This window comes from Leisingera sp. SS27 (assembly GCF_028368855.1).
Classification (GTDB): domain Bacteria; phylum Pseudomonadota; class Alphaproteobacteria; order Rhodobacterales; family Rhodobacteraceae; genus Leisingera.
The window spans coordinates 1,042,182-1,064,974 of record NZ_JAQNCY010000001.1; the positions used below are offsets into that span (position 1 = coordinate 1,042,182).

22 protein-coding genes and 1 tRNA gene are annotated in these 22,793 nt (G+C 63.5%); 13 read left to right on the forward strand and 10 right to left on the reverse strand.

Features of this window, described 5'->3' with window-relative positions:
- Window positions 1-3: 3 nt before the first annotated feature.
- The 4 genes from N6L27_RS05195 to N6L27_RS05210 form a co-directional block, all read right to left on the reverse strand.
- A complete protein-coding gene (locus N6L27_RS05195) occupies window positions 4-678 on the reverse strand; it encodes a DUF1028 domain-containing protein (protein WP_271906047.1) in 675 nt (224 codons plus the stop codon).
- A 122-nt stretch (window positions 679-800) separates the two neighbouring features.
- A complete protein-coding gene (locus N6L27_RS05200; protein WP_271906049.1) occupies window positions 801-1,217 on the reverse strand; it encodes a RidA family protein in 417 nt (138 codons plus the stop codon).
- Between the two features lie 88 nt (window positions 1,218-1,305).
- The gene (locus N6L27_RS05205; RefSeq protein ID WP_271906050.1) at window positions 1,306-2,565 is read right to left on the reverse strand and encodes a flavin-containing monooxygenase; all 1,260 of its coding nucleotides are present in this window, start codon (window positions 2,563-2,565) and stop codon (window positions 1,306-1,308) included.
- Between the two features lie 378 nt (window positions 2,566-2,943).
- Window positions 2,944-3,033, reverse strand: a tRNA-Ser gene (locus N6L27_RS05210).
- A 252-nt stretch (window positions 3,034-3,285) separates the two neighbouring features.
- On the opposite strand from N6L27_RS05210, the gene N6L27_RS05215 reads away from it, so the two are divergent.
- The 7 genes from N6L27_RS05215 to N6L27_RS05245 are packed head-to-tail and all read left to right on the forward strand — an operon-like array spanning window position 3,286 to window position 9,802.
- Window positions 3,286-4,209 carry an SPOR domain-containing protein gene (locus tag N6L27_RS05215; RefSeq protein ID WP_271906051.1) on the forward strand — a complete coding sequence of 308 codons (924 nt, stop codon included), beginning with the start codon at window positions 3,286-3,288 and terminating at the stop codon, window positions 4,207-4,209.
- Window positions 4,193-5,407, forward strand: coding sequence for a D-alanyl-D-alanine carboxypeptidase family protein (locus tag N6L27_RS05220; RefSeq protein WP_271906053.1), 1,215 nt, complete (start codon window positions 4,193-4,195; stop codon window positions 5,405-5,407). Before N6L27_RS05215 ends, N6L27_RS05220 begins: the two co-directional genes overlap by 17 nt.
- Window positions 5,404-6,063: a dTMP kinase gene (gene tmk, locus N6L27_RS05225; RefSeq protein ID WP_271906054.1), complete on the forward strand. Its 660-nt coding sequence runs from the start codon at window positions 5,404-5,406 to the stop codon at window positions 6,061-6,063. The genes N6L27_RS05220 and tmk overlap by 4 nt, the downstream gene beginning before the upstream one ends.
- Window positions 6,060-7,178, forward strand: a complete 1,119-nt coding sequence (locus N6L27_RS05230; protein ID WP_271906055.1) for a DNA polymerase III subunit delta' — start codon at window positions 6,060-6,062, stop codon at window positions 7,176-7,178. The genes tmk and N6L27_RS05230 overlap by 4 nt, the downstream gene beginning before the upstream one ends.
- A gap of 35 nt (window positions 7,179-7,213) precedes the next feature.
- Window positions 7,214-8,023 (forward strand): TatD family hydrolase, encoded by an 810-nt coding sequence (locus N6L27_RS05235; protein WP_271906056.1) that lies wholly within the window; start codon window positions 7,214-7,216, stop codon window positions 8,021-8,023.
- Window positions 8,023-8,820: an MBL fold metallo-hydrolase gene (locus N6L27_RS05240; protein ID WP_271906057.1), complete on the forward strand. Its 798-nt coding sequence runs from the start codon at window positions 8,023-8,025 to the stop codon at window positions 8,818-8,820. The genes N6L27_RS05235 and N6L27_RS05240 overlap by 1 nt, the downstream gene beginning before the upstream one ends.
- 49 nt (window positions 8,821-8,869) lie before the next feature.
- Window positions 8,870-9,802 carry an AEC family transporter gene (locus tag N6L27_RS05245; RefSeq protein ID WP_271906059.1) on the forward strand — a complete coding sequence of 311 codons (933 nt, stop codon included), beginning with the start codon at window positions 8,870-8,872 and terminating at the stop codon, window positions 9,800-9,802.
- Window positions 9,803-9,915: 113 nt separating this feature from the next.
- Here the strand turns inward: N6L27_RS05245 and N6L27_RS05250 are convergent, their stop codons facing one another.
- The 3 genes from N6L27_RS05250 to N6L27_RS05260 form a co-directional block, all read right to left on the reverse strand.
- Window positions 9,916-10,650 (reverse strand): aspartate/glutamate racemase family protein, encoded by a 735-nt coding sequence (locus tag N6L27_RS05250; protein ID WP_271906060.1) that lies wholly within the window; start codon window positions 10,648-10,650, stop codon window positions 9,916-9,918.
- Window positions 10,651-10,659: 9 nt separating this feature from the next.
- Window positions 10,660-11,352: a GntR family transcriptional regulator gene (locus N6L27_RS05255; protein WP_271906061.1), complete on the reverse strand. Its 693-nt coding sequence runs from the start codon at window positions 11,350-11,352 to the stop codon at window positions 10,660-10,662.
- A gap of 94 nt (window positions 11,353-11,446) precedes the next feature.
- On the reverse strand, window positions 11,447-12,349 hold the full coding sequence (locus tag N6L27_RS05260) for a LysR family transcriptional regulator (protein WP_271906062.1): 903 nt from the start codon (window positions 12,347-12,349) through the stop codon (window positions 11,447-11,449).
- 52 nt (window positions 12,350-12,401) lie between these two features.
- Here N6L27_RS05260 and N6L27_RS05265 point away from each other — a divergent pair, with 52 nt between their 5' ends.
- The 6 genes from N6L27_RS05265 to N6L27_RS05290 all read left to right on the forward strand — a co-directional run bounded on the left by N6L27_RS05265 (window position 12,402) and on the right by N6L27_RS05290 (window position 18,717).
- Window positions 12,402-13,577 (forward strand): enolase C-terminal domain-like protein, encoded by a 1,176-nt coding sequence (locus N6L27_RS05265; protein ID WP_442915729.1) that lies wholly within the window; start codon window positions 12,402-12,404, stop codon window positions 13,575-13,577.
- A complete protein-coding gene (locus N6L27_RS05270) occupies window positions 13,574-14,827 on the forward strand; it encodes an NAD(P)/FAD-dependent oxidoreductase (protein ID WP_271906063.1) in 1,254 nt (417 codons plus the stop codon). Before N6L27_RS05265 ends, N6L27_RS05270 begins: the two co-directional genes overlap by 4 nt.
- A 49-nt stretch (window positions 14,828-14,876) precedes the next feature.
- Window positions 14,877-15,851 (forward strand): TRAP transporter substrate-binding protein, encoded by a 975-nt coding sequence (locus N6L27_RS05275; protein ID WP_271906064.1) that lies wholly within the window; start codon window positions 14,877-14,879, stop codon window positions 15,849-15,851.
- Between the two features lie 72 nt (window positions 15,852-15,923).
- Window positions 15,924-16,457 (forward strand): TRAP transporter small permease, encoded by a 534-nt coding sequence (locus N6L27_RS05280; protein WP_271906065.1) that lies wholly within the window; start codon window positions 15,924-15,926, stop codon window positions 16,455-16,457.
- 6 nt (window positions 16,458-16,463) lie between these two features.
- A complete protein-coding gene (locus N6L27_RS05285) occupies window positions 16,464-17,774 on the forward strand; it encodes a TRAP transporter large permease (RefSeq protein WP_271906066.1) in 1,311 nt (436 codons plus the stop codon).
- 4 nt (window positions 17,775-17,778) lie between these two features.
- Window positions 17,779-18,717: a hypothetical protein gene (locus N6L27_RS05290; RefSeq protein ID WP_271906067.1), complete on the forward strand. Its 939-nt coding sequence runs from the start codon at window positions 17,779-17,781 to the stop codon at window positions 18,715-18,717.
- Here N6L27_RS05290 and N6L27_RS05295 read toward each other — a convergent pair.
- The 3 genes from N6L27_RS05295 to N6L27_RS05305 form a co-directional block, all read right to left on the reverse strand.
- On the reverse strand, window positions 18,701-19,603 hold the full coding sequence (locus N6L27_RS05295; protein ID WP_271906068.1) for a hypothetical protein: 903 nt from the start codon (window positions 19,601-19,603) through the stop codon (window positions 18,701-18,703). The genes N6L27_RS05290 and N6L27_RS05295 overlap by 17 nt on opposite strands.
- A 73-nt stretch (window positions 19,604-19,676) precedes the next feature.
- Window positions 19,677-21,050, reverse strand: a complete 1,374-nt coding sequence (locus N6L27_RS05300) for a hypothetical protein (protein ID WP_271906069.1) — start codon at window positions 21,048-21,050, stop codon at window positions 19,677-19,679.
- A gap of 119 nt (window positions 21,051-21,169) precedes the next feature.
- On the reverse strand, window positions 21,170-22,738 hold the full coding sequence (locus N6L27_RS05305) for a class I SAM-dependent methyltransferase (RefSeq protein WP_271906070.1): 1,569 nt from the start codon (window positions 22,736-22,738) through the stop codon (window positions 21,170-21,172).
- Window positions 22,739-22,793 lie beyond the last annotated feature (55 nt).

The following is a 22,793-nucleotide window of genomic DNA, read 5'->3' on the forward strand; positions in this document are numbered from 1 at the left end:
TGATTATTCGTCGCCCGGCACGCCGTAGGACGGCGCCTCGCGCGGGTCGAGCGCGCGCTGGACGTAGGCATCCAGCTGCGGCTTGTAGATGTCCCAGGCCATGGCAATGTTCTCGATCGGGCAGTCCTCAGACCAATCGCAGCGCAGGTCGGCCACAGGCCAGCTCACCTTGTCGACGATTTTCATGCCTGCCGAATGCACCGGCCCGGCCTCGCCGCCTGCTGCCAGCCCGGCCCGCATGGCGGCAATCAGCCGGTCGCCAAGATGGCCGGTTGAAGCCGCGAACCCGTCCACAATGGCCTGGCAGACGCCATCGTTGGCCAGCAGGTTGCCGCCCGAGGCCACATCCTGGCCTTCTGCCTGCGTCCAGATGCCCAGAGAGTTCGGCCCGGAGTGAATGGCCGTGCCGCCGCTTTTGTCTACCGCCAGCACCTGCCGGTATTCAATGAACCTGCCGCGCCGCTGAACTTCCGCAACCGCCTCAGCCGCGCTCAAGCCCTGCTCCATCAGGTTCAGTGCCAGCGGGCCGAGGCTGGGATCGGTCACATTCTGGCTTGCCACCGCGCCAACACCCGCCCGCGCAAAGGAACAGCGCGCCGCCACCGCCGGCGAGGAGGACGAAATCGCCACCCCGAACATGCCCGTTTCCGCGCAGCGCGCCACAAGCGAAAATGTCATCGTATTTCCTCCTCAACAGCCACTGGAAACGGATCCGTTCTTCATCTGGCCGGAAATATCCTCGGGGGTGAATTGAGCTGCAGGCTCAAGAGGGGGCAGACAGCCCCCTTCCCGCTTCCGGATCAATCCGGGATAACCGCGGTGCCGTCGATCTCCACCAGCCACTCGGGCCGTGCCAGCGCCTGCACAACCAGGCCGGTCGACACCGGGTGCACCCCTTTGATGTATTCGCCCATGGTGCGGTAAACCGCCTCGCGGTGGCGCACATCGGTGATGTAAACGACGACCTTCACCAGATGCTCCATTGTGCCGCCGCACTCTTCGATCAGCTGCCTGATGTTTTGCATCACCTTATGGGTCTGCTCCACCGGGTCGTGGCTTTCAATGTTCTTCGCATCGTCCAGGTTCTGCGGGCATTGGCCGCGTAAATAGACAGTCTTGCCGCCCTGCGTTACCACCGCCTGGCACAGGTCGTTGTCGAGGTTCTGTTCCGGGTAGGTGATCTTGGTGTTGAACTTGCGGATACGGGTATGAGCCATGGTGTCCTCCTGGCCTGGCGGGATGGCGTGTCCGGTCAAAACCTGCGCTGACCGGCACAACTGTCATGTGCTGCTGCGAACCGGAAGGTCAGGCCTCATCAGGCGCGCGGTAGCCTTCGTAATGACGCTGGATGGCGATCTGGTCGGCCACATGCTTGGCATCATGCCAGACCCCCCAGATGAAGGTCGAGCCGCGGCGCGACTGCCAGGGCAGGCCCAGGAAGTAGATCCCCGGCTCGGCGGACACACCGCGCTGATGCTGCGGGCGGCCGGTCCCGTCAAAGGCATCGACGTGCATCCACGAGAAATCCTGACGGAACCCGGTGGCCCAAAGAATGGTTGTGATACCTTCGTCTTCCAGGTCGAGTGCGCGGATCGGGTTTGTCAGACTGTCCGGATCGGGGAAGGCCTTGCGGGCTTCCGGCTCCTCGGGCAACTCAATGCCGGTGCGTTCGGCATAGGCATCCGCAAGATCCAGCATCTTCAGGTAGTCCGCGTCGCCTGCTGCAATATTGTCCTGCAGATCGCCGGCGAAATTCATGACCCCGTTTTCATAGGACTCGGTCAGGCCCAGCAGCGTCACCCCCTCGCCTGCCAGGCGGCGGAAATCCATGGTCTGACCGCCATAGGCCCCGCTGACGGAGATTGTCACATGCTCCTTGCCCGGCTCCAGCGCGGCCTGATCCCACAGGCCCAGCACCCCCAGCCACCAGACAAAGTCGCGTCCCCGGTACATCCGCGGCGGGCGGTCGTGCGGCCCCACCGAAAGATAAACCTTGCGGCCTGCCCGATTCAGCTCATCGGCGATCTGCGCACCGGATGACCCCGCACCGACCACCAGCACCGCGCCTTCGGGCAGCTGTTCCGGATTGCGGTAGAGAAAGGAATGAAGCTGGTTCACCTCTGCGCCCTCCGGCACCAGCGGCGGGATAACGGGGTGCTGAAAGGCGCCGGTGGCAGCAACAATGCGCTTCGCTTCGATCACGCCATTTGAGGTCTCGACCCGGAAACCCCCGCTGCCCTTGATACGCTCGGCCCTGGTCACTTCGACACCGGTCCGGATCGGGGCGTTGAAACGCCCGGCGTATTCAACGAAATAATCCGCAATACGTTCCTTCCCGGCAAAGGCCTCCGGATCGGTATCCGTGAACTCAAGGTTCGGAAAACGGTCGTGCCAGGCCGGGCCGTTGGCCACCAGCGAGTCCCAGCGGCCAGTGCGCCAGGCCTCGGCAATCCGGTTCTTTTCCAGCACCAGATGCGGCACGCCATGACTGGTCAGGTGTTCGCTCATGGCCACCCCGGCCTGACCAGCACCGACAACCAGCGTATCAGTTTTTTCGATCGCCATGTCCAAACCTTTCCTGCATCTTCCGCCGGCGCCATCGCCCTGCCGGCTCTAGAGGGGAGAATGTTCACATCCTCAGCGCAGGAGAAAGAAATCTATGGCTTACCCCTGCTTCGCCTGCCGCTAACCCGCGCTTCTCCGGCCTGTGCACTGCACCAGACCCGGCGCCGCAGACCTTGCGCAGAAGGCGGTGAGTGACAGACTGGCCGGGTAACGCCGTCGAAACAGGCCCAAGGCATGCCTCAGGCGTGAAGGAAAATTGGAGCTCAGGCCACCTTGGAATATCCGGGAACAATCAGGCGGAAAGCCTGAAGCAGAACAAACTGACCGGTTCAAAAGCCAGGTCAGGCTCAGGAGAGAATTGCCGTTTTCGTGATTTAGTGGCGGGGAGACAGGGATTCGAACCCTGGGAACGCTCTCACGTTCAACGGTTTTCAAGACCGCCGCATTCGACCACTCTGCCACCTCCCCGGTCCGTCAGCGGTTTAGGATGCAACGCCGGGCGAGGCAAGCGGAAATCCTTGGCCAGCGGAAACTGCGCAAGAGAAATTTTCCAGCCGCCGTCAGACACGCGGAAATCTGCCACCGGCGCGGCTTTCCCTTGCATCGTGATCCGGCAGGGTTTTCATGACCGGAAGCGCAGGCTATCATGCCGCAAATCAAGAAGACCGGGCATTCCGGCAGGGGCGCAAAAGCGCCGCGGGCACAGGCAAGGATGAAAGCATGTCAAACACGGTGTCGAGAGCAAGAAAGGCCCCGCGGATCACCGCAGCGGCCTTGGGCCTGCTGGTCCTGGCAGCTTGCGAGGACGGAGCGAAACTGGGCTTCCTGGCGCCAAAGCCCAAGGCAGAAGGCGAGGTCCGCACCTCCAGCAGCACCAAGCTGGTGGAACGCGACGTGGAGGCGCCCGACGTGTTTCAGGTCACCGAGGCCGGCCTGTGGGACGGGCGCCCGTCGATCGGCGGGGTCTGGGTGGCGCACCCCGACACCAAGGACCCGGAACGGGTGATCATCCGCAACAATGCCAACGGCCAGTTCGTGATCGGCGCCCTGTTCCGGCGCGAACGCGAGATTCCGGGACCGCGGCTGCAGGTGTCTTCGGATGCGGCCGCCGCATTGGGCATGCTCGCCGGTGCACCGGTTGAAGTGAACGTTACCGCTCTGCGGCGCGAGGAAGTCGCCCCGGAACCGCAGCCGGAGGACGCTGCCGCCGGGGAGGAAACCCAGCCGGAAGGCACGGAAACGGCCGAAGCCGCGCTGGCTGGCAGCGAGATTTCCGAAACCCCGCTGGATCCGATTGCCGGTGCCGCTGCCGCGATTGAGGCCTCGGCGCCCACCACCCCGGAAGCAGCTGCGGCACCGGCCGAGGCTGAGGCCGCCTCAGCGCCGGCGCCCAAGCAGCAGAAGACGTCGCTCAGAAAACCCTACATCCAAATCGGCATCTTCAGCGTTGAAGCCAACGCCAAACATGCAGCCAACGCTATGCGCAGCTCCGGGATGGTGCCGGAAGTGCGTAAGCAATCCACCAGCGGCAAGACTTTCTGGCGGGTGCTGGTTGGCCCGGCGCAAAGCAAGGCCGAGCGCAGCCAGCTTCTGAAAAGCGTAAAGGACACCGGATTCGCTGATGCCTATGCTGTCACGAACTGACACCCCCGGCGCGCATCTGGCGCGTCTCCTGAAATCATCTCTGCGCACGGGTCTTGCTGCCGGTCTGGCCGTAAGCCTTTCGGCACTGTCAGCCGCCGCTTTTGATACCAAGGCACGCGCGGCCTATGTGCTGGATTCGGGCACGGACACCGTGCTGCTTTCAAAAAACGCCGATGTGCCGCTGCCGCCGGCCTCGATGTCCAAGCTGATGACGCTCTATGTGGCCTTTGAGGCGCTGCGCGACGGCCGTCTGACCCTGAATGAGACCCTGCCCGTCAGCCAGCACGCGATGAGCTACAAGGGCTCCACCATGTTCCTGGACACGCTGGACCGGGTGCGGGTCGAGGATCTGCTGCGCGGAATCATCGTGCTGTCCGGTAACGACGCCTGCGTGGTGATCGCCGAGGCGCTGAGCCCGGATGGAACAGAGGCTGGCTTTGCCCGCTACATGACCAAGCGCGGCCAGGAACTGGGCATGACCGCCTCGACCTTTGCCAATTCCAACGGCTGGCCCGCCGCCGGGCACCGGATGTCGGTGCATGACCTGGCGATACTGGCCGAGCGGCTGATCGAGGATTTCCCGGAATACTATCCGCTGTTTGCCGAAACCAAGTTCGAGTTTGACGGCCGCGCGCCCTCCAATGTCCGCAACCGCAACCCGCTGCTGAAGCTGGGCATCGGCGCCGACGGGCTGAAGACCGGCCACACTGAAGAAGCGGGCTACGGTCTCGTCGGCTCTGCCAAGCAGGGCGACCGCCGGGTGATCTTCGTGGTCTCCGGGCTCGACACTGAGCGCGGGCGCGCAGAGGAGGCTGAAGCCCTCGTTAACTGGTCGTTTCGCCAATTTACCAAAAAAACCGTTGCCAAGGCGGGCATCCCCATCGCCGAAGCCGAGATTTGGCGGGGGGCCGAGCGATCGGTAGGACTGGTGCCCGCGGAGGACCTGGAAATCCTGCTGCCGTCACTGGCAAGCGGCACCATCGAGGGCGAGGTCGTCTACAGCGGCCCGATAGAGGCTCCGGTGGCCCAGGGCCAGCGCCTGGCGGAGCTGGTGCTGCAGCCTGAGGAATTGCCGGAGGTGCGGCTGCCGCTGGTCGCCGAGAGCGATGTGCCCGCTGGCGGCTTTGTGGTGCGGGTGAAAACCGCAGCCCAGGTGCTGATCAAGCAATTCCTGACCGGTCCCGAGGGGGCGCTGTGACAGCTGGCACGGGATCTGGCTCAGGGCGCGGCCTGTTCATCACTTTTGAAGGCATCGACGGGTCCGGCAAGTCCACCCAATGCCGCCTGCTGGCCGAGGCGCTGCAGGCGGAGGGCCGCGATGTTGTGCTGACACGCGAACCCGGCGGCTCGCCCGGCGCCGAGGAAATCCGCCGCCTGGTGCTGGAGGGTGACCCCGACCGATGGTCGGCGGAAACAGAGCTGCTGTTGTTCATGGCTGCGCGGCGCGACCATCTGGAGCGCACCATCGAACCCGCCCTCGCGGCTGGCAAAGTAGTGATCTGCGACCGCTTTGCCGACAGCACCCGTATGTATCAGGGCCTGTCGCGCGGCGACCTGCGGGCGGCGGTGGACCAGATGCACAAGCTGATGATCGGCCGCGAACCGGATCTGACCCTGCTGATTGACATGGACCCGGCAGAAGGGCTGGCCCGTGCCAAGGGGCGGCAGGGTACAGAAGAACGGTTCGAGGATTTCGGCGTCGAGCTGCAAGAAAAGATGCGCGCGGGCTTCCTGGCGCTGGCGCAGGAATTTGCCACCCGCTTCCGCGTGGTCGACGGCGCCCGCCCGGTGGAGGAGGTCGCCGCAGACGTCCGCAAGCTGGCGGATGGAGCACTGGAAGGGCCTGCTGCATGAGCGCTGACGAAGACTTTCCCCGCGCCGATCAGGCCGAGGGCGCGCCGCATCCGCGCGAGACCCTGCGTCTCATCGGCCAGGACGCGGCGGAGCAGGATTTCCTGACTGTATACAACTCCGACCGCCTGCACCACGGCTGGCTGCTGACCGGCCCGCAGGGGGTGGGCAAGGCAACGCTGGCCTGGCGGATCGCCCGTTTCCTGCTGGCAACACCGCCGGCCGAGGACGGCCTGTTCGGCGCCCCGCCGCCGCCGCAGACGCTGGACATTGACCCTGATCATCCAGTTTCCCACCGCATCCAGGCGCTGGCGGAGCCAGGGCTGGCGCCGATCACCCGGTCTTATGACGACAAGGGCAAACTGCGCAGTCAGATCGTGGTCGATGACATACGTAAATTGAACCGCTTCTTCGGCCTGTCGGCCACGGACGGCGGACGGCGGGTGGTGATCGTGGACGCCGCCGACGACATGAACGTGAGCGCCGCCAACGCGCTCTTGAAGATGCTGGAGGAACCGCCGGCGCGCACCACGATCCTCTTGATCTCCCACCAGCCCTCGCGCCTGCTGCCGACGATCCGTTCGCGCTGCCGCACCCTGCGTTTAGGGCCGCTGTCCGCGCAGGACATGGAAGCGGCGCTGGCGCAATCCGGCGTTGAGCTGCCGCAGAACATGGAGAACCTCGCGGCCCTTGCTGGCGGATCCGTCGGTGCAGCCCTGAGGCTGATCAATCTGGGCGGGCTCAGGATCTATTCAGAGCTGGTGCAGATCCTGAACACGATGCCACGGCTGGACCGGCAGCGGGCAATGTCCCTGGCTGAGGCCGCTGCCCAGCGCGGCGCGGCTGAGAAGTTCGAACTGCTCTTGTCGCTGACCGAGATGGCGCTGGCTCGGCTGGCACGCACCGGCGCCACCGGCGCACCGCCAGCGCCGGAAGCGGCACCACAGGAGGCCGCGATGCTGCAGCGCTTGTCGCCCGATCCGCGCAAGGGCCGCGCCTGGGCCGACCTTGCCGCGGAAGTGACCGCCCGCGCCCGCCACGGGCAGGCGGTGAACCTTGACCCCGCCGCCCTTGTCCTAGATACGGTTTTCAAGATGCAGGAAACCGCGTCGCGCTAGGGTTTTGGCGCGGTGCAAGCGGCACCAGAGGACAAATGACCGAGACGCCCCCACAGATAACGGACAGCCACTGCCACCTGGACTTTCCGGACTTCGAAGGCCGCCTGGATGAGGTGATCGCCAGCGCCGCTGAGGCCGGCGTCACCCGGATGGTGACGATCTGCACCAAGATGAAGAACGAGCCGTCCGTGCGCGCAATTGCCGAAGCCCACGCGCCGGTGTTCTACGCCGCCGGCACCCACCCGATGAGCGCCGCGGACGAGCCGCTGGTTTCGGTGGATGAGTTGGTGGCGCTGGCCAAACACCCGAAGTTTGTCGGCATTGGCGAGACGGGTCTCGACTACCACTACACCGCCGAAAGCGCCAAGGTGCAGCAGGAGTCCCTGCGCATTCACATTGCTGCCGCCCGCGAAACCGGCCTGCCGCTGATCATCCACGCCCGCGCCGCCGACGAAGACATGGCGCGCATCCTGGGCGAGGAGATGAAGAACGGTGCCTATTCCTGCGTGATGCACTGCTTCTCGTCTTCAGCTGAGCTGGCAAAAGCCGCGCTGGACCTGGGCTTCTACCTGTCGATGTCCGGCATTGCCGCCTTCCCCAAAAGCCAGGAGCTGCGCGATATTTTCGCCGCCGCCCCGGTGGAGCGCATCCTGCTGGAAACCGACGCGCCCTATCTGGCGCCGCCGCCCTACCGCGGCAAGCGCAACGAACCCGCATACACTGCCTTTACCGGCAAGGTGGGGGCTGAGGTGTTCGGCATGGACTACACCGCCTTTGCCACGCAGACACAGGCCAATTTCGACCGCCTGTTCTGGAAGGCAGCAGCTTATGAGGCCGCCGCCTGATGGCTGAGATGCGTTTCACCATCCTTGGCTCGGGCTCCTCCGGCGGGGTGCCGCGGATTGGCGGCCATTGGGGCGATTGCGACCCGGGGAACCCCAGGAACCGCCGCGGACGCTGCTCGATGCTGGTGGAACGCGACGGACCGGATGGAACAACCTCGGTGCTGATCGACACCCCGCCGGACATGCGCAACCAGCTGCTGGATGCTGAGGTGGGCCGGCTGGATGCGGTGGTTTACACCCATTCCCACGCCGATCATCTGCACGGCGTCGACGATCTGCGCATGGTCTATTTCAACATGCGCCAGCGTATCCCCGTCTATGCAGACGGGCCGACCCAGAACGACCTGCTGAACCGCTTCGGCTATGCCTTTGCGCAGCCCGACGGCTCCCCCTACCCGCCCATTCTGGACCTGAAGAGCATCAGCGGACCGTTCACCATTGACGGGCCTGGCGGCGAAATCCCGTTCCGCCCGTTTGAAGTGAACCACGGCTCCATCGACGCGCTTGGGTTCCGCATCGGCGGACTGGTGTATCTGCCGGATGTGAAGGAAATCCCGGATGCCGCGCTGCCGGAGCTGGAGGGGCTGGACGTCTGGATCCTGGACGGGCTTCGCCGGACCCCGCATCCGACGCATTTCAGCTACCAGGACGCGCTGGACTGGTTTGAACGGATGGCGCCCAAGCGCGGTATCATCACCAACATGCACATCGACATGGACTACGCGACCATCGATGCCGAGACACCAGAGCACATCACGCCCGCCTATGACGGGATGGTGATCCGGATGGAGATCTGAGGGGCGCGTAACAGCGCCCTTTTTCATTTGCGCAATTTGAGGCCGCACAGTGTTCCAAAGCCTGATTGACGTCATCCTGCCGGTTTTCCTGGTTGTCGGCGCAGGCTACGCCGCGACTGCACGGGGCGTGCTGAGCCAGGACCACATCGAAGGTGTGATGAAGTTCGCGCAGGGCTTTGCCATTCCCTGCTTGCTGTTCAAGGCGATGGCGGAGCTGGACCTGTCGGCCAGCTTTGACCCGCGGCTGCTGGGGAGCTTTTATACCGGCGCCTTCACCTGCTTCCTGATCGGGGTGTTCGGCGCCCGCATCCTGTTCAAGCGGGACTGGGAGGACTGTATCGCGGTTGGCTTCTGCTGCCTGTTCTCCAACTCGGTTCTGCTGGGGCTGCCGATTACTGAACGCGCGTTCGGGCCGGAGAACCTGACAGGGAACTACGCGATCATCGCCTTCCACTCGCCTTTTTGCTACGGCGTCGGCATCACCGCGATGGAGTTTGTGCGCAACCGCGGCGCGGGCGGGGTCAAAACCCTGACCTCGGTGCTGAACGCAATGTTCCGCAATGTTCTGATTCTGGGCATAGCCGCCGGGTTTGCGGTGAACCTCTCCGGGTTTGCCATTCCGCTGGTGGTGGATGAGGCGCTGTCGCTGATCATTCGCGCCGCCCTGCCCTGCGCGCTGTTTGCGCTTGGCGGCGTGCTGGTGAAATACCGCCCCGAAGGCGATATGCGGGCGATCCTGTTTGTCTGCTTCACCTCGCTGATGATCCATCCGGCGATTGTCTGGACGCTGGGTTCGGCCTTGGCGCTGCCGCAGGACCTGTTCCGGTCGGGTGTGCTGAACGCGGCAATGGCAACCGGCTTCAACGGCTATATCTTTGCCAATATGTACGGGCGGGCCAAGCGGGTGGCGGCGTCCTCGGTGCTGATTGCCACCGGGGCCAGCATTCTGACCGTGTGGTTCTGGCTGCTGATTTTGAGCTGAAAAGAAAGGTCAGCACTTCTGTCCAAATGTTTCGCGCGCGAAACATTCGGACAACAAGGCTGACCTTATCCTTCAGATTTCATTAGTAATTTTCTACCAAGTGGTTACCGCCCTCAAAACCGCGGATCATCCAGTTCCGGCGGAAATCCCTTGGGCAGCAGACCGGCCTGAAACCAGTTGATGAAGGAATGGATCGAGAACACCGGCAGGCCGGTCGCCTTCCTCACATCGCGGGCGTAGGGCACCATATTTGTGCACTCCAGCACAATGGCGCCCAGATCCGGTATGTCCGCCACCATTGCGCGGGCCGCGTCGATCATGTCCAGACGGCAGGCCTCGAAGTCAATCTCTGCGGCGTCGCCCAGGATATCACGCGTGAAGGCCCGGCCGCCATCAGTGCCTGCAATGGGCGTATCAGGCGCAACACCTGCGGCAACAAGGTGGGCAGGTGTCAGCGTCGCCTTGGAGATCGTCAGGATACCGCAACGCTTGCCCGCGGGCAGCAGGTTCTGGACCATCGGCACCTGCATCAGCGAGGAGGTTGCCACCGGCACCCCCAGCGCCTGTTTCACCTCATCCTGGATCAGCGCCAGAAAACCGCAGTTGGTGGTGAGGCCATCCGCCCCCATGGCCACCAGGTCGCGCCCCGCTTCAACAAACAGGTCCACCAGCTCCTTGGGATTGCCGCGCACGACGTTCGCAGGGTTGGCGCCGCGCACCACCTTGTAGTGGACGGGGAAGTCCCAGGTCATCGCGTTGCCCATATCACCATGGATGCGGGGAAAGCGGGTTTCCAGCATCAGGATGCCAACCGCCGCGCCGAAGACCGTCTTGCCGCCGTGTTCCATGGAGCTCCCCTATTCGTCCGGCACGTAAAGCTGGGAAAAGGCGATGCGGACAGCCTCCGTCGCCTCCTCCCGGCGTTTTTCAATATGGCTGCGCATGGCCGACACGGCAGCCTTCGTGTTGCGGGCTGCAATGCCCTCGACGATCTGGCGGTGGGCGGAGATGTCGCCCGGTGCCTTGCCCCCGGCCCGGTCGCGCATGCGTTTAAGATCAATCAGGCGGATGTAACGGATCCGGCCGTTGAGGTTGTTCAAAATCCGCTGCAGCTCGCTGTTGCCCGACAGCTGCGCCAGTCGCGCGTGGAAGCTTTCGTCCATGGCCAGCAGCTCTTCCGGGTCGGTGGCGCTTTGATACTCCGGCTCCATCCGGTTCAGGTAGTCCGCCAGCGCGGCGATGTCCTCGTCCGGGGCGCGGGTGCAGGCCAGCCGCGCGGCTTCGCACTCCACCGCCACCCGGGCCTCATAGAGATCCATGATATAGCTGGGTGTCAGCGGGCGGCAGAAGAAACCGCGGTTGTTCTGGAAGGTCAGGAAGCCCTCGGCCACCAGCCGGTTCAGCGCTTCGCGCAGCGGCGTGCGGCTGGCGCCCAGAACCTCTGACAGGGCGCTTTCGTTGATCCGCTGGTCCGGCTTGAAGGCAAAATCCGCCGCCATCCGGCGCAGCGCCTCATAGACCCGGTCCACATTGCTTTCGCGTTTGGCCATGTTTCCGCCGTTCGTTCTTTTCGCGGTGCAAGGTAGGACAGCATCCGGCCCCGCGCAAGATTGAATTCGAAACTGAATACAATTCAGGCGCCCCTTAGTCCCGGCGCGTGGTGTAGGGTGCCAGCTCCTGCTTCAAGAGCGTCAGAAACTCCTGACCGACTGCCGACAGGGGCCGCGACTTCGAGGTGATTACTGCCATTTCCATCATGATCCGGGGCCGGAACGGGCGGGAAACAAAACCGCCTCCGGCCTCGAAATCCAGCACAAAAGGATCGAGTATCGAGACCCCCATCCCCTCCTGCACGAAGCTGAGAAGGTTCTTGAAGAGATGCGAATGCACCCGGGTTTTCAGCGGGATACCTGACTGCTGAAACACCTCGCGGGTGCGGCGGTGGGTCATATGTTCCGGCCCCATGACGATAAACGGCACCCCCTCCAGCAGTTCAGGCGTCAGCACCTCATGTTCAGCCAGCGGGCTGTCCGCCGGCATCGCCAGCCGGGTTTCGACGCTGACCGGATGCACCTCCAGCCCGTCATGGATCAGCGGCATCTCGCAGACGCCGATCTCAAACAGGCCGGCAATGACCCACTCCTGGATCTTCAGCGAATACTGCGCCTGAAAGGAGATCGACAGATCGGGGCGCGCGCGGGCAAAGCGGGCGATCAGCGCGGGCATGAAGCCGAAGGACATGGAGTGCTGCGAGGCGACCTGCAACTGGCCCGCCTGCTTGTTCTGCAGGTCTGTGACCGCCTGTGCCACGTGGTCCAGCCCGCGCACCACCGTGTCCACCTCCTGAAACAGCACGCCTGCCTCCGGCGTCGGGATCAGCCGGCCCTTGCTGCGCTCAAACAGTTTCAGGCGGGTTTGTCGTTCCAGCTGGTAAAGCAAGTTTGAAATGCCTGGCTGGGAAATTCCCAGCTGCTCCGCCGCACCGGTGACGGTGCCGGTTTCAACAATGGCGTGAAAGGCCTGCAGCTGGCGGAAACGGAGAGACATATCACCCCATCATTTAAAATGATATCTTGTCCAATTCTTTGTATTGGTAATGATGTTTCAGTCAAGGCACGCTTTCCCCGCACCTGGGAGGACGATCAAAGTGCTGGAACAAAAGATTGCCGGGATGGACCTGTGGCATCTTGCGCTGCCCGTGCTGTCGCGCCGCGACCACGGGATCGGGTCTGTGGAAGGCTCCTGTGAGGTCATCATCTTGCGCCTGCGCAGCGAGGGCGGCGCCGAGGGGTTTGGCGAGGCCTCAACCTGGTCTGTGTTCACCGGCACGCCGGAGGCAAGCCTGGCAGCGCTCGACCGCTACATCCGCCCGCTGGTGGAAGGCCGCCGGGTGGCGGACCGCGCAGCGATCATGGAGGATGCGGCCAAGGCGGTGGCCCATTGCACCGAGGCCAAGGCAGCGCTGGAAACCGCGCTGCTGGACCTGACCGGGCAGATCACCGGGGTGCCGGTCTGGACGCTGCTGGGCGGAAAATGCCGCGATACCATCCCGCTCAGCTGCTCGATTGCCGACCCGGATTTCGGGAAGGACATCGACCTTCTGCACCGGCTGCGGGCGGACAAGGTGGGGTTGATCAAGCTGAAAACCGGGTTCAAGGATCATGCATTCGACATCATGCGGCTGGAGCGGATTGCCAGGGACTTCCCCGGATTCCGGATGCGGGTGGACTATAATCAGGGCCTCAGCATCGAGGACGCGCCAGCGCAGGTCCGCGATGTGGCGGAGTTCAAGCCGGATTTCATCGAGCAGCCGGTGCGGTTCCACCACTTCGCCATGATGGCAAAGCTGCGCCAGATGATTGATGTGCCTCTGCTGGCCGACGAAAGCGTCTTTGGCCCGGAGGACATGGTGCGGGCCGCGCGCGAGGGCATCTGCGACGGCGTCTCGGTCAAGATCATGAAATCGGGCGGCCTCCACCGCGGCCAGACGGTGGCGCGGATTGCGGCGGCGAACGGGCTGTCGGCCTATGGCGGCGACATGTTCGAGGCCGGGCTGGCGCATCTGGCGGGCACCCACATGATTGCCGCCACGCCCGAAATCAAGCTGGGCTGCGAATTCTACCAGGCGAGCTATTTCCTGAAGGAAGACATTCTGGAGACGCCGTTCCAGGTCAAGGAAGGCCAGGTGGTGGTGCCGGACGGGCCGGGTCTGGGCATCAAGCCGGATGTTGAAAAGCTGGATCGTTTCGCGGTCTCGAAAAAGGTTGCGGCATGAGCGAGACGAAGAAAACCGTTGCCATTATCGGCGCCGGCATCGTCGGTGTCTCGGCGGCGATCGAGCTTCAGCGCGACGGGCATCAGGTGATCCTGATCGACGGCAAGGGGCCGGGTGAAGGCACCAGCCATGGCAACGGCGGCATTCTGGCCTCCTGCTCCATCGTGCCGGTCACCGCGCCGGGGCTGTGGAAGAAGGCGCCGAAGATGCTGCTGCATCCGGATCAGCCCTTGTTCATGCGCTGGGGATACCTGCCCAAGCTGGCGCCCTGGCTGATGAAATACATGGGCCATGCCAATGCAGAGGATACCGCCCGGATTGCGGCAGCGCTGGCGCCCATTGTGGGGGACTCGCTGGCCGATCATCAGGCACTGGCGGCGGGCACCGGGGCGGAGCGGCACCTGAAATCCTCGGACTACTTGTTCCTCTACAATAACCGCGCGCATTTCGGCGAAGATGCCTTTGGCTGGGGATTGCGCCGCAAGCACGGCTTTCACTGGGATGAGCTGGAAGGCGCGGATTTCCGGGCCTACGACAGCATCTATTCCCAAGATATTACCTTTGCCGCCCGGCTGAAGGACCACGGGATCATCACCGACCCTGGCCAGTATGTGAAGGACCTGGCGGCCCATGCCGCCGCCAATGGCGGCCAGCTGATCCAGGCCCTTGTGACCGATGTGGCGCGCGAGAACGGCAAGGTGACAGGCGTGCGCGCAGGCGGCGAGACCATTCCGTGCGATGCGGTTATCGTGGCCACCGGGGTCTGGTCCAAGCCGCTGGCAGAGAAACTGGGGATTTCCGTACCACTGGAAGCAGAACGCGGCTATCATCTTGAATTATGGGAGCCTTCGGCGATGCCCAAGGCGCCTGTGATGGTGGCAGCGGCCAAATGCGTGGTGACCCCGATGGAGGGACGGATCCGGATTGCAGGCATCGTGGAATTCGGCGGGCTGGAGGCTGGGCCGTCGAAAGGGCCGCTTGAGCTGCTGCACAGGAACGCGCGCCGCATCCTGCCGGGTGTCACCTGGAAACACGAAGAAGAATGGCAGGGCGCCCGCCCGGCACCGGCGGACTCGATCCCGGTTATCGGCGAAGTGCCCGGCCTGTCCGGCGCCTGGGTCGGATTTGGCCACCACCATATCGGCCTGACAGGCGGGCCAAAGACCGGGCGCCTGCTGGCGCAGATGATTTCGGGCCGCACCCCGAACATGGAAATGAGCGCCTATGACCCGGCGCGATACGCGATCTGATACCAACCAGTGCCCCATAAGGGGCCGCAACCACAACAGGGAGAAGACCATGAAGAAACTGACCAGACTGCTGGCTGCCACCGCGCTGACCGCCGCCGCCGCCCTGCCCGCCGCGGCAGAAACCTGGGACATGCCGATGGCCTATTCGGCCTCCAACTTCCACTCTGCCACCGGCGCGGAGTTTGCAGACTGCGTAACCACCGGCACCGGCGGCGAGATCGAGGTCAAGACACATCCATCGGGCTCACTGTTCAAGGGCGCCGACATCAAGCGCGCGGTGCAGACCGGCCAGGCCCCCATTGGCGAGCGGCTGCTGTCCGGCCACCAGAATGAAAACGCGCTCTTCGGCTTTGACTCGATCCCGTTTCTGGCGACCTCCTTTGACGACAGCGACAAGCTGTGGAAGGCCGCCAAGCCGTCCATCGAAAAGCTGCTGGCAGAGCAGAACCTGACCCTGCTTTATGCCGTGCCGTGGCCGCCGCAGGGCCTCTACTTCAAGAACGAAGTGAACTCGGTGGCCGAGATGAAAGGGATCAAGTTCCGCTCCTACAACAACGCCACCTCCCGCCTTGCAGAGCTGACAGGCATGCTGCCGGTGACCATCGAGGCGGCTGAAATCAGCCAGGCCTTTGCCACCGGCGTGGCGGACTCGATGGTGTCCTCCGGCTCCACCGGCTATGACCGCAAGGTCTGGGAAAGCCTGAACTATTTCTACGAAGTGGATGCCTGGCTGCCGCGCAACTATGTGTTTGTGAACTCGGATGTCTGGAGCGGCACCTCGGAGGCGAACCAGAACGTGATCAAGGGCTGCGCCAAGCTGGCCGAGTATGCGGGCAACTGGCGCGCCAAGGAATACACCGGTTTCACCCTGCAGGGGCTGCGCGACGGCGGCATGACCGTGGGTCCGGCGTCTGATCAGATGGTGGGCGAGCTGAAGGAAATCGGCGTCACCATGACCAATGAATGGCTGGAAGCGGCCGGGGACGAGGGCAAGGCCATCGTTGACGCGTTCAAGGCCGAATAACCACTCCGCATGATACGGGCGGCGCTGAAGTGCCGCCCGTTTTCTTATCAAGAAAAAGCAGATGGGGTTGCTATGACTGTGCTCAGGGGGCTGCGCTCCGGTCTCGATTTTTTGTACCTGGCGGCGGGGGTTCTGGCCGCCCTCTGCCTGATCGCCATTCTGGGGCTGATCGTTGTCCAGATGCTCGCCCGCTGGACTGGTGAGGTCTTCCCCGGTGCGCCGGATTACGCAGGCTATGCGATGGCGGCGGCGTCGTTTCTGGCCTTTGCCAATGCGCTGAACCGCGGCAGCCATATCCGGGTGTCGATCCTGCTGAATGCGGTGCCCGAAGGCTTCCGCCGGGTGCTGGAGGTCTGGTGCTTCGGCATCGGCACCGCGGTGATGTGGTACTTCTGCTTCTACGCCTACCGCTTTGTCTACTGGAGCTGGAAATTCAACGATGTGAGCCAGGGCCAGGACCGCACGCCGCTGTGGATGCCGCAAAGCGCCATGCTGATCGGCGCGGTCATCCTGGCCATCGCCCTCACCGACCATTTGTTCCACGTGATTTTCCGCGGCGATCACCGCATCACCCGGGATCTCGAAGATCAGAGCCACGCGGAGTAAGGGCACATGGAAAACATATCCGTCATCATCCTTTTCCTCTTTGTGCTGTTCACGCTTTTGGGTACTGGCGTCTGGGTCGGCCTGGCGCTGATGGGCGTGGCCTGGGTCGGCATGGAGCTGTTCACCACACGGCCCGTCGGCGACGTGATGCTGACCACCATCTGGTCGGCCTCCTCCAGCTGGACCCTGACGGCGCTGCCGATGTTCATCTGGATGGGCGAAATCCTCTACCGGACGCGATTATCGGAGGACATGTTCAAGGGCCTCTCCCCCTGGATGGCACCGCTACCCGGCGGGCTGGTGCACACCAACATCGTCGGTTGCACCGTCTTTGCAGCGGTCTCTGGCTCTTCCGCGGCGACCCTGACCACGGTGGGCAAGATGTCGATCCCGGAACTGCGCAAGCGCAACTACCCGGAGCGCATGGTGATCGGCACGCTGACGGGCGCGGCCACGCTCGGCCTGATGATCCCGCCGTCGCTGACGCTGATCGTCTATGGCGTCACCATCAATGAATCGATCACCAAGCTGTTCTTTGCAGGCATCCTGCCCGGCCTGGTGCTGGCGGCGATGTTCATGGGCTACGTGGCGATCTATTCCAAGGTAGGCAAGGACTGGAACCCGGCGCGGGAGGACAAGCTGACCTTCGCGCAAAAGGTGAAGAACTCCCGCTTCCTGGCGCCGGTGATTGCGCTGATCGTGGTGGTAATCGGGTCGATGTACCTGGGCTTTGCCACTGCAACCGAGGCAGCGGCCTTCGGGGTCATCGGCTCGCTGCTGCTGGCGCTTGGCCAAGGCTCCTTGAACTGGAAGACCTTCACCGAGAGCCTGATGGGCGCCACCCGCACCAGCGCGATGATTGCCCTGATCCTGGCAGGCGCCGCCTTCCTGTCCTTGTCGATGGGTTTTACCGGCCTGCCGCGGGGCCTCGCCGACCTGATTGCCGGCTGGGAGCTGTCGCGCCTGGAGCTGTTGATGGTCCTGCTGGTCTTCTACATCATCCTGGGCTGCTTCCTCGACGGCATCTCCTCGGTGGTGCTGACCATGGCGGTGGTAGAGCCGATGATCCGCCAGGCGGGCATTGACCTGATCTGGTTCGGCATCTTCATTGTGGTTGTGGTCGAGATGGCGCAGATCACCCCGCCGATCGGCTTCAACCTGTTTGTGATGCAGGGCATGACCAACCACGAGATGAGCTATATCGCCCGGGCCGCGATCCCGATGTTCCTGATCATGGTGCTGATGGTGTTTGTGCTGATCGCCTTCCCGGAGCTGGCGACATACCTGCCCAACAATCTCAGGCCGGGGCCGGTCTGACTTCATGCTTCGCGCGCTCGCCTTTGCCGCCCGGCACGGGCGGGCCGGTTTGGTCCTGGGGCTCTTGGCCGGGCTGCTCCTGCCCGGCCTCGCCGCCACCCTTCAGCCCTGGCTGCCGCAGATGGTGGCCGGGCTTTTGTTTCTGAACGCCTACCGGATCGGGCTGCGCAAAGCGGCTGGCGGGCTGGCGGACGGAATTGGCACACTGAAGGCCATCGCCCTGCTGCAAGTCGCCCTGCCGCTGCTGGCGCTGGGGCTTGCCGCGCTGTTCGGCGTTGCGCAGACCCCTGCCGCTGTGGCCCTGATCCTGATGCTGAGCGCGCCATCGGTGACCGGCAGCCCCAATATCACCGCGCTGATGGGGCACGCGCCGGAACCGGCTTTCCGCCTGCTGATTACCGGCACCGCGCTGATGCCAATGACAGTGCTTCCGGTGTTCCTGCTGGCGCCAAGCCTTGGCGATCTGGGAGAGGTGCTGCGCGCCGCCGGGCGGCTGATCGGCGCAATAGGCCTGACGGTTTCAGCAGCTTTTCTGCTGCGGCGCCTGTCCCTGCCGCAGATGCGCGAAGACCAGGCCAGGGCTATCGACGGGCTGACCGTGATTGCGCTGGCGGTCATTGTGATCGGGCTGATGGCCGCGCTCGGGCCTGCGCTGCGGACAAACCCAATGCTGGTCCTGCAGTGGCTGGGCTTTGCCCTGGCGGCCAACCTGGGCCTGCAGGCACTGGTGTTTGCCGTATTGCGCCGCCGCGCGGGCAGTGGCGCGGTGCCGGTTTCCGTTGTCGCCGGCAACCGAAACTTCGCTCTCTTCCTGATCGCCCTGCCCGCAGCCACGACCGATCCGCTGCTGATCTTCCTCGGCTGCTACCAGATCCCGATGTATCTGACGGCGATCCTGATGAAACCGCTCTACAACCGGGCGGCCCTCAGGACAGAAAGGTAACGCCCGGCATCCGGCGGATCAGTTCGGCATCGGCCTGATATGACTCGCTCATGTCGTCCACCAGCGCCTGCGACCAGCCGGGGAGATCGATTTCCTCCTCGATCTCCGCCGCGTCATGATAATAGCTCAGGAACAGGGCGCGCACCCTCTCCCGCTGGTCTTCGGACAGCCCGGGGCGGCCTGCCAGATAGGCTTCCAGCCGCTCATAACCTGCCTCGGAAATGATTCCGCGGGTGATGTCCAGCTCACCGCTGAACCGGAAGTTGTCCCCCAGGCCGGACACACGGCCCAGGATGCTGGGCCAGATCACCGGCGTTTCCTCGTTGCACCAGACGGTGATGCGGCAATCCGGATTGCGCTCCTGGATATCCTCAACCACTTCCGACCAGTGCAGGTTCAAAAAATCGGTATCCGCCGCGAACTCGCGCCAGGTTCTGCCGGACTGCGACTTGAACACCGGACCGATCAGGGTGGCCGGGTTGCGCAGGCCCAGGAAGAACTCGCAAGGATTGCCGGGAAACAGACCGCGCAGGGCTGCAGTATTGCTTCCTGCGTTGCGGTACAGCCGCCCGCCCTGCAGCATCCAGCCCGGCATCCCCAGAAAGCCGGAATTGGTCAGGATGATCCGCGATACCGCCTGGTCCTTGACCAGCCCTGCCAGCAGCGCCTCCCGCTCCTGATCGGTCACAAATTCCTTGTTCTGCTTGCGGATCAGCTGGTTCAGTGCCGTCAAATAGGTGCCGGGCCGGCGGATCATGACACCACGGTCCAGCAGCGGCTGCGCATCCTTGCGCAGCGACCAGATCAACTGGCCGTTGTCGGTATTGGGCGCCCCGATATGGAAGGCCAGGGAGATGTCCCGTATGTCCGTGTTCGACTGGCTCATTTTCCTGTCCGGCCTCTGCCCCGGTAACACTCAGCGGCGCGATTGCAGCCTGCCGTATGGGCTTCTGCGCATCTCATAGCCGTTCCTTCATCCGGCGGAAAAACCGGTCGTCCCTCTGACGCAAGATATAGGCGCAAACCTGTTTCGCAAGACCCGGATGGCCGCGATCCAGTGCCAGATTGGCAAGCTCGCGCTGGAACCGGGGAAAGCCGTGCCGCTTGCGCAGCAGGCGGTGGAAGCGATGCGGCGTCAGGTCCCCGGCAATGGCGCCGCGGGCAACCTCCTGCAGCACGCCCATCTGCTGCAGCGAAGACCCCAGCCGGTGCCCCAAAAGCGGGCACCGCCAGAACGTCACATTGGAGCCGGTGAACCGGGCCGCATGCGCCGCATCCGCCGCCAAGTATGGGTCGAACATGATATGCACGTCTCCTGCCCCCTGGCTGGCTTGTGCCGCGTCGCCGAAGGGGCCGGAGAAATCCCGGTCCCAAACCTTCTTGTAGCGCATTTCCCAGGGCACGAGGGACTTGTCGAGGGTGGATTGCGGGCTGATGGCAAACACCGTTGAGCCGGGCGCAGCCGCGGCAAAGGCCGCCGCCGCATAGCCGCCCATAGAGGCCCCATAGAACACCACCCGGGAAAACTGCTGGAAGAATCCGCTGTCGCGCAGCTCCTCGAACTTGCGCGAGACTTCCTGGTGGCGGAACCAGGTCCAGCCATTGGCCATCACCCCGAGCATCGACCAGCCCTGCGCCTCAATGAAGCTGAAGCCCCAGGGCCGCCGGTCATCCCGCTTGGTCATCGCGATGTCGAGGTTGTCGAAGGTGACAACCAGCGTCTCCCCGCGCGGCATGAACAGAAAGGAATGCTCCTCCAGCTCGTCAAAGAACCCTTCTTTGCCGGCCAGCCCGCGGGCCAGCTTGGACCACTCGCCGGAGGGGGGGAGAAACTCCTGAGGTTCAGCAGACAGGATTGCCAGCCCGTTGCCGTCCGGCCCGGGCGCCAGCAGCGTATTGCAGCCGCCATAGGACTTGAGAAACGGGTAACTGCCCGACCCCTTGCGGATCTCGATCACGACCCGGCTCAGCGGGTGCAGCGCGCTGTCCAGCAACGGTCTGATGTTCTGGATCTTGTGGCGCACGCCAAAGCTGTTCAGCGCAAGGATCACGTCGTACTGGCGGGCTTCATCTCCGCCCTCAGCAATTTCGATGGCCTCCCTGTCCACCCCGCCCTGTTCGAGCCGGGAAAGCCAGGTTTGCAGCTCCGATGCTTCGGGCGTTCTGGACCTGCCCTTGCGGTCAAGGCAGACCAGATCGATGCGGCAGCCGAACCTGTGATGCAGCAGGATACACAGTTCCGGCGCCTGCCCGTTGATATCTGCAACACTGCCGACGTCGTCGGCATCCAGCTCCGGCAGCACCGTCCTGAAGTCGAATTCACTGGTCAGCATGTGTCTTCATCCGCCTTCCTGTGCCCTCCAGATGCCCGTTCGCCCCTGCCTGCTGCCCGCCGCAAAACAATGCACCGCTGCCGTCTCATAACAGCAATTGGTTAACGCTCCCGTACCTTTCACACGGCCTGCCCGGCCCGGGTCAGGACCGTGGAGTATTTGCCATGTTTTGCAAGCACTTCGACCGCACCGTAGGTTTTCATCGCGCCAATGCCGCCGGATCCCTTGCGGATATCCAGAACAATGCCGCCGCCGTCATTGATCTGGCTGCGGAACAGGCTGTCATAGGTGCCGACCGGATAGTGGAACCCGCAGGAGGCAAGGCTGATCACAAGATCGAAACCGCCCAGCGCCGCCGTATCTTGCGACTTGGGATTGATGCAAGTGATCTGTTCCGCCGACACGCCGTTGCCTTCCAGGAAGGCCCGCGCGGTTTCCAGGCTGGTGTATCCCGCGCCTTCTCCCTCAAACCCGAAATGGCGGCTGTTGCCCTCTTCGATATCAATCAGGACAACGTCGCAGCCGTAACGCCGGTGCAGCACAAGGCTGGCAAAGGCGTATCCGCAGCCGATGTCTGCCGAGCGCTTCGGCGCTATGGCGTCGGCGGACTTCAGAAAGAACTGGCACTCACGCTCTGCGATGCGGATCGACTCATGCAGGATATGCTCCCGCTGCGTTCTGGCTTCTTCCAGCAGCAGCTGCTCATCGCCCGCAAGCCAGTCCCGGATGGTCTGCCCCGAACTGGCAAGCTCGCTTCGCTGCAACAGGATGTTGGCCACATCCTGGTCGCTGAACATGGAGAAATCCAGCGTTGCGGGATCGATTTCGTGTGTCATGGATACCTCAGTTCCCGGTGCGGGCTGCAGCAGATGGCGGGTTTCTTCCGCATTGATCCCGTGTTTCGCCAGCAGCTCATGCACATAGCAGCCTTCCGGCGGCACGCCGCCGTACTTGGCGGCGATATTGCGGAACCGCCGCCCCCAGAAATGGATCGACAGGGTGTCGCTGCGGATATGCTTGGCGGCCTGATTGCGGCGGTTCGGGTTCAGCACCACCCCGGCCTGTTTGAACGGCACAGGATAGATCACATGACCGGGCTTCGAGTTTGAAATCTCCCCGGTTTCCTGCAGGAACCAGGTCAGCGCATCCGGCCCCCAGACGCCCCAGGGCAGCAGCGACACATGCACCCCCTGCCCGGCATCCTTCAGCGCCTGCAGCTCTGCCTGCTTCTCAGCACTGTACCAGGGCGGGATGGGGTATTCGTCACTGGTGAACTTCAGCATCGCCTGCAGCGTCTTGGAGGTCTTTGGCAACCGCAGCACGCCATTGTTGACCATCGGTTTCTTGTCCGAGATCCAGCCATGGAAATGCTTGCCCTTGATCTCCCAGGGCTGGCAGCAATAGGCATCCGTGTCGGCCCAGACATAATCCGTCTGGCGCAGCATGTGCAGGCGGAACACATCCGCATGGTAGGCCGGGCTGCCGGTTTTGGCATGGCGGATGATGCGATCCGCAGGCAGGATATCATTGGCATCCGCAACCCGCACACCTTCCGGCACGCCCTTGACCTCATCATAAGTGAACAGAACCACCTCGTGGCCGTTGTCGGCAAAAGACTTCAGGCAAAGCTGTTCCAGCCAGCTGAGCTCAGCGCCCACCCAAAGTGATGCGATGACCGGAAGTGCCATGATACCTGCCCTTTGTTATCCTCGTTACGTCTACCGCCTGAATGCGTTATTTTGT